Source organism: Pseudobutyrivibrio sp. YE44 (assembly GCF_900104335.1).
Taxonomy (GTDB): Bacteria; Bacillota; Clostridia; order Lachnospirales; family Lachnospiraceae; genus Pseudobutyrivibrio.
In genome coordinates, this window is record NZ_FMXT01000002.1 from 360,268 (window position 1) to 373,968 (window position 13,701).

Below are 13,701 nucleotides of genomic sequence, written 5' to 3' on the forward strand. Positions count from 1 at the left end.
TTTAACTCTGAGCAATTATCAGACATGGTCAATATAAATGCAATCATCATTAACACAATACTTAAGATTCTATTTTTAAATTCTATTTTCTTTGGCCATAATATATTTGCCGCCGCTGGCATCCATATGCTAGATATAATCAAATCAAAACTAATCATATCTTTCACCTTACTCCCTACTTTTCTCTAATGTATTCTACTCTATCATGTAATATTACTCAATACGAATAATCCGCCTTTTTATTCTCGAATGTTTCAAAATTGTTCATTTTATAATTAATTATTTACTTTTAAGACTAGATTAAGACATTTCATTACAATATTTTGCATAAACAGATATACCTAGTACAATAATACTCGTAACAAGCAATTATTATTTATCCAAGGGGGAATAAAAAATGAGAAATCAAATTAAAAACGAAATCAAGAAACTAGGAACTAACGCATGTCAAAACCAGAAAAAATGTGTAACATTATTTCATTCAGTTCCAATTCCAGAAACCTTAAAGAAGAGCAATTGTCAAAATACTCCTAAGTAAAAGAAGGCATCCTGATTACTCATCAGGATGCCCTCTTTTTATCCACATAATTTCCGTACATATTTGGACAGCCATTATACTTCCTATAGCGTTTATTCCAATGCTAAAATATGCTATTCCCATGCACGCCAACAATAAAATAATATACACTATTATCTGGACATAATATCCTTGCTCATGGTAGTTGTAATATACTCCTATACCAATAATGCTTAGTAAGATTATGCCTATGGATGCATAAAGAATACGTACAGGAATATCTATATGTAAAAATATAACTGGTGCGATAAAACAGGTAAATACAGAATAAAATGTACATATTACATTATTAGAAAAATGTCGCCCCTGTATAATCTTCCTTGATAGTAACACAAAGAATGTGCTTAACATCGATATTATTAGATTTCCTGTCAACACTCCCAATATAAATATTAACGTGGCTTTTAAAAACTCATTCAGGAATACTTCTATGCCATAGACAGTCAGCGTTCTATCATACTCAGAGTCCGTTTCATTTATAATAAATTTCGCTAAATATTCTGCTAAATTATGTTGCATTTTCACACCTCATATTTACATATTACTTTTGACTATATACCCTAAAACAAGTAAAATAGTCTTAAATTACACATTTACTAGTTATTGTAACTAAATACACGCAAGGAGTCTATATGCTAAACATTTATATTTGTGAAGATAATCCAGAACAGCGCAATTTGATAACCAATTATGTTAAAAATATTATTCTAATTGAAGACTATGATTTAAGTTTACAATTATCAACTGACAATCCCCACGAAGTTTTAAAAGCAATAGATGAAAATAAAAATGTTGGCCTTTATTTTTTGGATATTGATCTAAGCTCTGACATTAACGGTCTCACTTTGGCTCAACATATACGCCAGAAAGACCCACGAGGCTTTATTGTATTCGTCACTACACATTCAGAAATGTGCTATATGACTTTTACTTACAAGGTTGAGGCGATGGATTTTATTCCTAAGGACGACAAGGATAATCTTCATTCTCGTATACATCAGTGTATAAACAATGCGTATGCACGCTATTCTTCGTCAAACAATCATTCCAGCAAGATATTTGCTGCAAAGATTGGAGATAAAGAATACTGTATTCCACAGGATGACATTCTTTACATTGAGACGTCTCCTACTCCACATAAGATTATTTTACACACAGAAAATAGCTCTCTAGAATTTAAAGGAAAAATCAAAGAAGTTCATAATGCATTGGGTAATAAATTTGCCATTTGTCATAGATCAACTGTTGTAAATAGAAATCATATCAAAGAAATAGACTTAAAAGAACGAACTGTTACACTTAGCAACGGTGAAGTTTGCATCGTTTCGTCTAGATACATTCATTCTTTGTATAAATAATATGACATATCCTCAACAGCAAAAAACTCTTAAGTAATTTTTTTACTTAAGAGTTTTTTATACGCTTTTCTTTTCAAAATATCTCAATCCCGATTTCAGTCTTATTGACATGGGACATTCGCTTCCATTGGATAAAATCACCTGATTTTTATTATAATCAACGCTGGATATTTTTTCTTTGTTAATTATAAAGGATCTGTGGCATCGATAGAATTGTTCATCTAACTTACTTTCCACATCTTTCATATTTCCCGCAAACTCTATTTCACAATTTTCTCCATGTAAAAGAATTTTACGGCTAGCTTCAGATACTTCAAAGTATAATATATTATCCACTGGAACCATCTTGATTTTATCACCTAGCTTTACACTAAATGTTTTTTCATCATCTTCTGGATTCTGATTGCTTAGACAATCACAATTAAGGAGACAATTTTTAACTCTTGAATCCATATCTCGATAATTATCCTTGATGATGAAATCCATTGCTTCCACCCTATAATTAAAGGTCAGATAAGACATCTCCGAATGAGTGGTCACAAATATGATAAAACATCTTGGTTTGATTTTTCTAAGCTCGCTAGACAATTCAATTCCATTCATTTCTTGACCCAAATCTATATCTAGGAAAAAAATGCATTCATTATCGTCTTTACGAACCAGCTCCAATATTTTGTATGGATTATCCGTATCACATACCACAGTAAACCTTAATTCTTCTTCTTTAATGGCTTTATCTACACTTTTAACTAAGGCTTCTCTCTGATTTAATTCATCTTCACAAATGTATATGTTCAGCATATTATTTCTCCATACTTGTCAGCAAATATCTTCTCTGTCTTTTTGCATTTTTATAATATCATCTGACAAGTAATATATGGAGAAACTGTCCTGAATGGCTCATATTAGGTTCTGAACGTAACAATTAGCTATCTAGCGCTTAGAGTGTTGCCATCAGAATCAATAGTGATAGTGCTGCCCTCGTGGATATCTCCACCAAGGATGATTTTAGCAGCCATGGTTTCCACATTCTTTTGGATGAAACGCTTAAGTGGTCTAGCACCATATACTGGATTATAGCCCTGGTCAATTACAAACTGCTTTGCAGCATCTGTAAGCTCAACCTTAAGCTGTCTGTCAGCAAGTCTGTCGTTAAGCTCTACCATAATCAAGTCGACAATGCCACCAATGTTGCCCTTTGTAAGAGGCTTAAACATAATAATTTCGTCGAGACGATTTAGGAACTCTGGACGGAAGGAATTTCTCACCTCATTCATTACCATATCATTTGTGGCACTGGTTATCTCGCCAGTGTTCTCATCAATACCTTCAAGCAGATACTGAGAACCAAGGTTTGAAGTCATAATAATGATTGTGTTTTTGAAATCCACAGTACGTCCCTGAGAATCTGTAATTCGACCATCATCAAGTACCTGAAGCAATACATTGAATACATCAGGATGTGCCTTTTCAACCTCGTCGAAAAGAACAACTGAGTATGGCTTACGACGAACTGCTTCTGTAAGCTGTCCGCCCTCATCATAGCCTACATATCCTGGAGGCGCTCCAATAAGTCTAGATACACTAAACTTTTCCATGTACTCGGACATATCAAGTCGAACCATTGCGTTCTCATCGTCAAAAAGTGCCTGTGCCAAGGTCTTTGCCAACTCTGTCTTACCAACACCTGTTGGTCCTAAGAACAGGAATGAACCGATTGGCTTAGATGGGTCTTTGATACCGGCCTTTGAACGGATGATAGCTTCTGATACAAGCTTAACTGCATCATCCTGTCCCATAACTCTCTTGTGTAATTCCTCGTCCAAATGAAGCGTTTTGCTTCGCTCTGTCTCATTTAATTTAGCAACTGGGATGCCGGTCCATCTTGAGATGATTCGAGCAATCTCATCCTCAGAAACATTTTCATGAACAAGATTTGCATCACGGCTCTTTAGCTTTTCTTCTGCTTCTGCAAGCTGAGCTTCAAGCTGTGGCAGACGACCATACTGAAGCTTTGCTGCCTCCTCCAGATCATACTTTTGCTGAGCAATTTTTATCTGGCCCTGAACATCATCTAGCTCTTCTCGAACCTTAGTAACATCCTCTACCAGCTTCTTCTCATTATCCCATGCAGCCTTCTTTGTGTTGTAGTCATCGCGAAGCTCTGAAAGCTCCTTTTGAAGGTCAGCAAGTCTATCCTGTGAAAGCTTATCTGTTTCCTTCTTAAGGGCTGCCTCTTCAATTTCAAGCTGCATAACTCGTCTGTTCATTTCATCAAGCTCTGCAGGCATTGAATCAAGCTCAGTCTTAATAAGAGCGCAGGCCTCATCCACAAGATCGATAGCCTTATCAGGAAGGAATCTGTCTGAGATGTATCTATTTGAAAGTGTTGCTGCTGAAACAAGAGCCCCATCGGTAATTTTTACACCATGGAATACTTCGTAGCGTTCCTTCAATCCACGGAGAATTGAAATAGTATCTTCTACCGTTGGCTCATCAACCATAACAGGTTGGAAACGACGTTCAAGTGCAGCATCCTTTTCAATGTATTCTCTATACTCATCAAGAGTGGTGGCACCGATACAGTGAAGCTCACCGCGGGCAAGCATAGGCTTTAACATATTGCCTGCATCAAGGCCGCCATTGCCATTTTTTCCTGCGCCGATGATTGTATGAAGCTCATCAATGAAAAGAATAATCTCTCCATCCGAGTTTTTAATCTCATCAAGAACTGCCTTTAATCTTTCCTCAAATTCACCCTGATACTTGGCGCCTGCAATCATAGAACCAATCTCAAGAGAGAATACCTTTTTATTTTTAAGTGCATCTGGCACATCACCACGAACTATACGCTGAGCCAACCCCTCAACAACAGCCGTTTTACCAACACCAGGCTCACCAATAAGAACCGGATTGTTCTTGGTCTTACGGCTAAGTATACGGATGACATTTCTGATTTCCTCGTCACGACCGATAACAGGATCAAGTTTGTTTTCTCTAGCTCGCTCTACCAGGTCATAGCCATACTTTTCAAGGGTGTCATAGGTAGCCTCAGGATTATCCGTATTTACGGTTTGATTTCCACGAACTGTAGCAAGCACTGCAAGGAAGGAATCCCTTGTAATACCAAACTCTTTGAAGATGTTTTTAATTGGAGTGCTAGGCTTTTTAATCATAGCAAGCATCAAATGCTCCACTGAAACATAGCTGTCTCGCATAGCCTTAGCTTCGTCCTCAGCGTAAGTAAGAACATAATTCAAATGCTGACCTACCCTCAGCTCGCCACCTTGTACCTTTACTCTGGCACTTAGCGCTGCGTCTAACGCATTTACGAATTGATTAATATCAATGTTCATCTTGCTAATCAAGGATGGAATTAACCCATTTTCCTGACGCATTAACGCCATCAGCAAATGCTCCTGTTCCAACTCCTGATTGCCATACTCCATTGCTATCTTTTCACAGCCATTAATGGCCTCTATAGATTTCTGAGTAAATTTTTGGATGTTCATAAACTCTCCTTTCCCCTAGGCTTCCCCTTGAGGGGAAGCTGTCAGCAAAGCTGACTGATGAGGTGTTTCTCTAATAACTTCCTAACTTAATTATGTTATAAAACAAAAATTAGCACTCGTCAACACCGAGTGCTAATAATTTATATTTTTTTAAGAATTATTATATTAAACTGCTTCAGAGATATGCTTCTCCTTAACAATATTCTTGCAAGCCAAATATGTGACCGCAAAGTATCCACCATATATAACAAGAATAATTCCAATTGTAATATAACTATTTGTACTTATATGCAGATGCATGAAATCTTCAACCAGTTTGATGATTTTTGATACAGCATATAAAGAAGCAATTAATGCTGGAATCAATGGTGCAATAAAGAATATATCAATCTGTTTGAACAAAGTGTGGAATAATAATTTATTATCAACACCTAATTTCTGAAGCAATCCATATCTGAAAACATTGTCTGCTGTTTCTGCCAACTGATTTAATGAAAGGATTGCTGCACAAATTATAAAGAATATCAATCCTATATAAATAGAAAGAAGTATTACAACTGCTACCATACCATAATAGGTATCATATAGAACTGTTTTTTCTGTATAACGATAGCCTTCTGTTTCCCATTCTAATCCAATTGGAATCATCTTATTCAATACTTCCTCGGTATTGGTCTCAGGCTTATAGTTTACCAATAGATAATTTGCTTCTTTATTAAGGTTTGCTACCACACTATCTGGAACAATTATTGTTCCTCTGTCATTGTTTCCTATGGCTGTCATAAAGTATGTTTCTTGTAATACTTTATCAAATGCATTTGTTAATTCTTTTCCTCCAATTTCCAATGGACTATTGCTATTAACAAATTTAGAAATATACTTTATCGTTCCTTCATAGTTACAATTTACTGCATATTGATTATCGTAAAGAACTATTCCTTCTTTGCCTTGCATCTCCAAAGACTTATTGAAATCAGAAACAGAAATGATACTAACCTCACAATCAGGAATAACTTTGTCCATTCTCCATAGCTTTACATTTTGATTTTTAAATAAATCCTTATATTTTATATCACTATTATAACAACTAATCTGTGTGTACTTTTCAGCATAATTGTTAAAGTCTATATCACGTCCTGCAAAATATTCAATTACGTCTTTATCACCAGATATCTTTACTTGATCTTCAATCATAAGATCAAATGGAGTTGCTGACTGGGCTAACTCGTTTACTGTAATAGCTGTACTTATTCCGGCTGTTAATCCACATATAGCAATAGTTAGGATTCCACAAATAACCGCTAATATTAAATAGTTTGTTCTAATCTTACTTCCAATCTGCTGTGCTAAAAATACATTTAGCTTTCTATAATATAGCTTTTTGTTGGATTTCAAAATATTTAAAATTACAACCGCCGAAGAATAAAACAGTAATATCATTCCCATTGCCACAAGACATACCGCCAAGTGATATAGATAATTACCTTTCTTTGGCAACAATCCATATTTGTTAAATATCATTCCAGCAACCACAAATGATGCTATTGAAATCACAAATAAAAGCACCTGCAGATAGATATTATTAAATTGCAATACTTCGTTTTTACGTTCTGCTCTAATCAAATCAATTGGTTTTAAACTAGATATGCTTTTCACATTAAATAAAAGAATAATCAAGAATATAATTACAAAGCAAATTATAGTTTTACATATTGCTGATTTTGAAAAAACAAATGTATACTTCCCAACATCAATCGCAAAAAGTTTAAGAGCAATCACTCCCAGCCCCTGAGAAACTAATAGCCCAATAGCTAATCCGAAGACTAAGGAAATTGCGCCAACACAAAGTGTTTCCCCTGCAAACAATCTAGCAATCTGTCCCTTTTCCATTCCAAGGATGGTATATACTCCTAACTCTTTTTTTCTTCTTTTCAAAAGAAAACTATTTGCGTATACCATCAGGAAACCAAGAACAATTGCTATCACAACAGACAATACAGTAGTCATCTGGCCTAAAGACTCTGAAAAAATACGCTTGGTTGAGGATAACTGTGTGAAAGCCGGCTGATCCTTTATAGAATTAAATGCATAAAACATGCTTACGGATATCATAAGTGTTAAGAAATATATGGCATAATTCTTCACATTTTTCCTAACATTTCTAAATATTAATTTAAGCGATGTCATTTTCCTCACCTCCTAACACGGATACAATCTCCATTATCTCGTGAAAGAATGTTTTACGCTCCTTATTGCTTCTATGTATTTCTTTAAAAATCTTTCCATCCTTTATAAAGAGAATTCTCTTGCAATAACTTGCCGACATTGCATCATGTGTTACCATGAGTATTGTTGCTTGCTTCTTTTCATTTAATTCATCAAGCATTCCTAACAACATCTTTGATGATTTTGAATCTAAGGCTCCAGTTGGCTCATCTGCTAGAACCAACGATGGATTTGTAATCATGGCTCTGGCAGCAGCTACTCGCTGCTGCTGTCCGCCTGACATCTGATATGGATATTTATCTAATACCTCCGTGATATTCAATTCATTAGCGATCTTATCAATACGGTCTTCAATTTCAGAAGCATTAACCTTATTAATGGAAAGCGCCAATGCAATGTTTTCTCTTGCTGTTAATGTATCAAGCAAATTGAAATCCTGGAAAATAAAACCTAATTTATTCCTTCTAAATGTAGATAAGGCTTTTCCCTTCAAGGATGTAATATCTTCATCATCTACATATATATGACCGCTGGTTACGTTATCAATAGTTGAAATACTATTTAAAAGCGTTGTTTTGCCTGAACCAGAAGCCCCCATAATTCCAATAAACTCTCCTTCTTCCACATTGAAGCTTATATGGTCTACTGCCTTTGTAATGTTCCCATTTTTTCCATAATGCTTTTGAATGTCATCTACTTTTAAAATAACTTTTTCCATTCTGTCCTCACTTCCTTTGCTAAAACACTCTGTTTACATATACTATGCGGACTCCTGATAGAGTTCTTTGTATTTTCCATTCTTTTCTATCAACTCATTATGCTTACCAATTTCTACAATTTCGCCCTGATCTAAAACTACAATTAAATCTGCATCAATAATTGTTGAAAGTCTATGGGCGATAACAATCTGAGTTGTTCCCATTTGTTTTATTTCATCTGAAACGTTTCTCTCATTTATGTTATCCAACGAACTAGTCGCCTCATCAAGTAACAATATTTTTGGTTCTCCAATGATTGCTCTAGCTAAAGCTATACGTTGTCTTTGGCCACCAGAAATATTAAGTCCCATCTCAGATATTCCTGTTTGATATTTCATAGGCATGCTTTCAATTTCATCATCAATATTCGCTATTCTACATGCCTTTCTCACATCTTCTAATCCATAATTTTCTCTATTCATAACGATATTGTCATAGATTGTATTGCTGAATAGTACTATGTCTTGAGGAACAATTCCCATTTGTCTGCGTAAAGGTCTTTGTGCCCATTTATCTATCTCTTTTCCATCAAAGAATATATCTCCTTCAGATGGCTTGTATAAACCAACCAATAGCTTTGCTAATGTGCTCTTACCTGACCCAGATTTTCCAACAATTGCAACCTTCATGCCCTTATCGATATCTAAATTTATATTCTTAAGAATTACTGGTGAATCTTTTGTATATTTAAAACAAACGTTTTTAAGCTTAATATTTCCTTCGATTCTTTCTTCTCTTGGGATATCCTCTACTACCTCTTCTTTGCACTTCATGATATCCACCAAGCGTTCAAAAATAATGTTGCTGTTAATCATACTCTGCCACATATTTAGAACCGATGATGATACCCCGAAGAAAGTAGCTCCTAAGGAATAGATTGCCACTATAGCTCCCATCGTGAGTCTATTCTGTTCTACAAGATATATTCCCCAAAATAGTAGAAATGCTGGCGATGCAAATTGTAGTAAAGAATTAATAGTTCCTATAAGGTTAGATACTTTTTCATTTTCCCAGTTCTTATCATAATATTTCTTATAGGCACTGCTCCATGTGTCAAAAATGTCATCCTCTATTGCACACATTTTTATTCCCATCATGGCGTAAACAGTTTCCATTTGAATGCTTTCAACCTTGCTCTTGCTTGCAACAATGGAACGATTATTCTCTACAATAATATCTTTAGTTACACCAATGAAAACAACATTAATGACAAATAATATTGCAGCCGCAATTCCTAATTCTTTTGATAAGGATAAAATATAAGTAAAGATAACAATACCTGCTCCACAATCTAAAAAAGATGTTATAAATTGATTGGCAAATATATCCTTTATTCTTAAGCTACCATTTAATGAATAAATAATATCTCCACTACTTCTAAGTGCAAAAAACTTAAATGGTATTCTCAATAAATGCATAAAAATATTAGTATTAATTGATTTATCAATCACTACTCGCAGCTTTGCAAGGCTAAAATTTCTAATAAGGCTAACTATAAAATACATAATACTTAGCACTGCAAAACCTATAAACAATGCATTTCCTGTATTTATCCCTTTTTGCATCATTAAATCGTCTATTATACGTTGTATAATAATCGGAACTCCCAAGGTAAATGCGTAAACGATTAATGATAAAAATAGAATCCTGACGTATAATTCTTTATTTTCAAAGATATACCTAAGAAAATATTTCCACGGTTGTGTCTTTTTTTTGTTAGGATGAAAATGCTCTCCTGGACGAGGCGTAATCGCATAACCTGAATAGCCAGCCTCCAGTTCGCTTAATGACAAATGATATCTTCCTATCGCCGGATCAACAACTGTCGCTTTACCATTTTTCATTTTTTCCAAAACGATAAAATGCTTGTTTTTCCATAGAATAATGGATGGATTATCAAGTGCATCAAGTTCATGCACAGGGATTTTATAACTCTTTACAATAAATCCCTTTTTTTCCAACAATTGCTTTATTTGTAAAAAAGAACTTCCATCTCGTCCTACTTCTAAATCTTTACGTAATTCTTCCATGGGAATACTATTCTTATAGTATCGATTTATCATACATACGCATGTCAAACCACATTCAGTTTTTTGCGATTGTGCCACAAAAGGCACTCTCCTTTCATGCTTTATCACACTCATTTATAACTCCAATCTTTATAACAGTGATTTGTTGTTAAGTAAGACTTAAAATATCAATCAATTCTTCATCTGCGATTAAGGATAAACCTACTCCACTAAGCCCGGTCATTAAACTCCAGTCTTCTTTGAGTATTAGCTTATTCCAATATCTATACAAATACCTATTCAAAAAGTTTTGCTCGGTATTTACACATTTTTCAAAAAGATCTTTATCTTTTAAGACTCTTGCACTCTGTTTAAGGAGTAATATACTGCCCATATCACCATGACAAATACTACTATCATTTCCAAACCCAGTTCTTTTAAGCTGGGCACATAACGTATTTATTTCATCGAGAAGCATATCATCCTTCCACTTTAAGTCCTTTAATATGAGCTTTTCTAATAGTAAGCCCCCAATTCCATTACACCAGGAATAATAGTGAGCTCCTTTTCTAAATCTCCATTTTCCTGTTTCTTTATCAAAACCATTTTCCCTCTCATAGCGTAGTGCTTTGTTAATACAATCTTTCAGCACATCATTTTTTGTAATATCGTATAAACGAGCCATTTGAGAGATAACACCAGCATTTCCGTGTGCATAGCCTATATTATCTATAAACCAGGTATTTTTATCGTCATCTACCTCCTGGGCACACTCTACAAGCATATTTCCCAAATATTCTAAGAAACACGAAATAGAATTTTTCTTCCCCCTAAACCCTAATTTGTATGCCGCTATATATACACCAAGTATTCCAGTCATTCCGGAAAGAAAATCAATTTGGTTTTCATTCTTAATGTATTCTTTTAACGGACATATATTGTTTTCTAATATATTTTCAATAACTTCTGCATTTAATTTGGAACTAAAACCGTTTTTATAAACATATAACGCCATATACAACTCAGACGCTATTCCTGTAAAAGCTCCCCAACCTTCATAATCTTCAGGAACTTCATGTTCCAACAAATGCTTTAGAACTGGACCGAAAGTTTTTTCAGCCATTCCTAGATACTCTTTTTTTCTAGTCTTTTTATATAATTCGTAATAAAAATAAGCCAAGCCTCCATTACCACGATAAATAGAAAGACCTATTGGAGTGATTCTATAATAATCATTTCCAAATCCCATCATTCCAATCCACATAGAATGATTTTCATTTTCTATAGCCTTATTAATACTTCTTTGACCACATAAGTTTGCTATCTTTTCTGCCGTAGCAATATTACCTTCATGTATTTCTATTTCCTTATCATTTTCAACAAAAACTGTTTTTGTTTTTTCAGGTAAATCAGTTTTTATCTTGCATCCCAGAAAGCTTTGATTAATAAGTGCTAGTTGACGTTGGCAATCTGTTAAATCCATAGTTTTTACTTTCTTTTCTAAAGTATCAACAACAGTCTGCCCTTTATTTATTTGATGAAATGCCTTCCCATCATTTGTATATAATTTATCCTTATTAGCCACAACAAAAAATATTGGTATATCGCCTCTATTTAACTCATTGTACTCATATTGATATACATTCTTATATTTCCATTCATCCTTTTGAACTAGAAACATTCCTAATCTGCATAAATAAATATTTCTATCCCATTTATTGTGTAAAAGATCTGGATGAAAACCTGTTTCGATTAGCTGATTATACACATTGGTATTTTTAATAATCGCACGGCTTTCTATATCACCAAAAACCGATTTAATTTCAGCTATATAAGCTTCTTTATTACACTCTATCCAGTTATATACTTGCTGAAACCCATCTCTTATTACCTCTAAATAATCTGTGCAGCCCACAGGCTTTCCATTGATTACTGGATGATTTTTGTTTGGAAGGATTTCCTTATTTACAAACTCAATTCTTACATCAGTAGACCCTACATTTCTCAAAACTTGAGTCTTGAAAGGTGAAAATTGTTTACAAGCTCTACCTATTCCACCAACTTCCATAACTTCATTGGTTTTCATATTAGGCAGCAAAGTCGGTAACAAGGCTGTTCCAATTACAGACTCTTCAATCTTTTTGCTCACCTCAAAGATAATGTTTTCTTGTAGTTCATTCTCAAAAGAAACATGCAATAATGTCTCCATATCAATTAAAACTGGCGTATTTCCGTCAGCTATTACATTTTCGCTATGGAAATCTTTAGCATTAAACGTATAAAGCACGCATAATAATTGACCAATTTTATAATAAAACTCGTTTATCTCCTGGTCAGATTTGCATTCATTATTATCAATCTGTTTCATAAATCCTGCATTTCCAACATCCCAAATTTTATATGTAAAATCTGCTTTATATTCTGGACAGTTCTCCTTTAACCATTTTTGAAATTTAATAAAAGATTTCTCTATTTTCATGCTTCGTGGCTTGTAGTAAACGTTTCCATTATTAAACGTTAATTTCACTACACTTCTACCACCATTATGAGTATCCCCCTGGCCAATTTCTAATTCTTCCAATGTATCAAAATTGAAATCAATAGTTCTATTTTTTGCACATTCAATATTCTCAAAAATCTCGCCAATATAAACGTATATATCTCGAACTCTTATATCTAATAAACGTATAAGTTCAGGATAGATACTATATATTTCTTTTAAATATTCAGGATTTCTTAGTAGTTGCTTGCAATAGTACTCATTTTTTTCTTCAGAGTTATTTCCTTTTAATAGATTTTCCTCCTCAGCAATTCCTGTTTCCTGTACTAGGGTTCTATATCCCATGTTCATAAGCTTAAAATAAATATTTTTGAATAGCTTCTCAGTAAATTGCTTTTTATCCTTTATGAATTCAGCACTATTAATCAATTCAACATATTTTTCGTAGTATCCAGCCACTATAGGTTCAAAGAAATACAACCACTGACAATACTTTTGCAAAACATCATCTAGTTTCTGCATCTCGCTAGGAATATGGTTAAATTTTCCAAAATATAACGCATTTATGTCTTGTGCGTTCTCCTTTTCGCGGCATTCAATCACTTCTTCTACAGTCTTATCTAAAATGGTAGTGATAATTCGATTGTAGTCCTCATCATTTTTTATCTCAGGAAAAAAAGATCTCCAAAATGCCGCTACTTTTTCTCGTTCCTCATTTACAACTTGTTTCATTAAATTAAAGACCTCCAAACCATTTATCT

The 13,701-nt window shown here is 34.1% G+C and carries 9 protein-coding genes; 2 read left to right on the forward strand and 7 right to left on the reverse strand.

The features are described from left to right. Positions 1-397 precede the first annotated feature (397 nt). Positions 398-538, forward strand: coding sequence for a hypothetical protein (locus BLR54_RS14920; RefSeq protein WP_176761862.1), 141 nt, complete (start codon positions 398-400; stop codon positions 536-538). A gap of 15 nt (positions 539-553) precedes the next feature. Here the strand turns inward: BLR54_RS14920 and BLR54_RS05755 are convergent, their stop codons facing one another. Continuing rightward, positions 554-1,096: an accessory gene regulator B family protein gene (locus BLR54_RS05755; RefSeq protein ID WP_090417987.1), complete on the reverse strand. Its 543-nt coding sequence runs from the start codon at positions 1,094-1,096 to the stop codon at positions 554-556. Between the two features lie 113 nt (positions 1,097-1,209). Here BLR54_RS05755 and BLR54_RS05760 point away from each other — a divergent pair, with 113 nt between their 5' ends. Beyond that, complete coding sequence (locus BLR54_RS05760; protein WP_090417990.1) at positions 1,210-1,935, forward strand: LytR/AlgR family response regulator transcription factor; 726 nt, start codon at positions 1,210-1,212, stop codon at positions 1,933-1,935. Positions 1,936-1,992: 57 nt separating this feature from the next. Here the strand turns inward: BLR54_RS05760 and BLR54_RS05765 are convergent, their stop codons facing one another. From BLR54_RS05765 to lanM, 6 genes are all read right to left on the reverse strand, one after another. Continuing rightward, positions 1,993-2,736: a LytR/AlgR family response regulator transcription factor gene (locus tag BLR54_RS05765; RefSeq protein ID WP_090417993.1), complete on the reverse strand. Its 744-nt coding sequence runs from the start codon at positions 2,734-2,736 to the stop codon at positions 1,993-1,995. A gap of 128 nt (positions 2,737-2,864) precedes the next feature. Further along, a complete protein-coding gene (gene clpB, locus BLR54_RS05770) occupies positions 2,865-5,447 on the reverse strand; it encodes an ATP-dependent chaperone ClpB (protein ID WP_090417996.1) in 2,583 nt (860 codons plus the stop codon). A gap of 165 nt (positions 5,448-5,612) precedes the next feature. After that, positions 5,613-7,634 (reverse strand): ABC transporter permease, encoded by a 2,022-nt coding sequence (locus BLR54_RS05775; RefSeq protein WP_090417999.1) that lies wholly within the window; start codon positions 7,632-7,634, stop codon positions 5,613-5,615. Continuing rightward, positions 7,621-8,391, reverse strand: a complete 771-nt coding sequence (locus tag BLR54_RS05780) for an ABC transporter ATP-binding protein (RefSeq protein ID WP_090418002.1) — start codon at positions 8,389-8,391, stop codon at positions 7,621-7,623. The genes BLR54_RS05775 and BLR54_RS05780 overlap by 14 nt, the downstream gene beginning before the upstream one ends. Positions 8,392-8,433: 42 nt before the next feature. Beyond that, positions 8,434-10,575, reverse strand: coding sequence for a peptidase domain-containing ABC transporter (locus BLR54_RS05785; protein ID WP_090418005.1), 2,142 nt, complete (start codon positions 10,573-10,575; stop codon positions 8,434-8,436). A 34-nt stretch (positions 10,576-10,609) separates the two neighbouring features. Next, entirely contained in the window at positions 10,610-13,672 is a 3,063-nt protein-coding gene (gene lanM, locus BLR54_RS05790) for a type 2 lanthipeptide synthetase LanM (protein WP_090418008.1), read from the reverse strand. Positions 13,673-13,701: the final 29 nt, after the last annotated feature.

Excerpts from the sequence above, each read along its gene's own strand:
- BLR54_RS14920 (WP_176761862.1), top strand. The coding sequence starts at position 398 with ATGAGAAATCAAATTAAAAACGAAATCAAGAAACTAGGAACTAACGCA.
- BLR54_RS05755 (WP_090417987.1), bottom strand. The coding sequence starts at position 1,096 with ATGCAACATAATTTAGCAGAATATTTAGCGAAATTTATTATAAATGAA.
- BLR54_RS05760 (WP_090417990.1), top strand. The coding sequence starts at position 1,210 with ATGCTAAACATTTATATTTGTGAAGATAATCCAGAACAGCGCAATTTG.
- BLR54_RS05765 (WP_090417993.1), bottom strand. The coding sequence starts at position 2,736 with ATGCTGAACATATACATTTGTGAAGATGAATTAAATCAGAGAGAAGCC.
- clpB (WP_090417996.1), bottom strand. The coding sequence starts at position 5,447 with ATGAACATCCAAAAATTTACTCAGAAATCTATAGAGGCCATTAATGGC.
- BLR54_RS05775 (WP_090417999.1), bottom strand. The coding sequence starts at position 7,634 with ATGACATCGCTTAAATTAATATTTAGAAATGTTAGGAAAAATGTGAAG.
- BLR54_RS05780 (WP_090418002.1), bottom strand. The coding sequence starts at position 8,391 with ATGGAAAAAGTTATTTTAAAAGTAGATGACATTCAAAAGCATTATGGA.
- BLR54_RS05785 (WP_090418005.1), bottom strand. The coding sequence starts at position 10,575 with ATGAGTGTGATAAAGCATGAAAGGAGAGTGCCTTTTGTGGCACAATCG.
- lanM (WP_090418008.1), bottom strand. The coding sequence starts at position 13,672 with ATGAAACAAGTTGTAAATGAGGAACGAGAAAAAGTAGCGGCATTTTGG.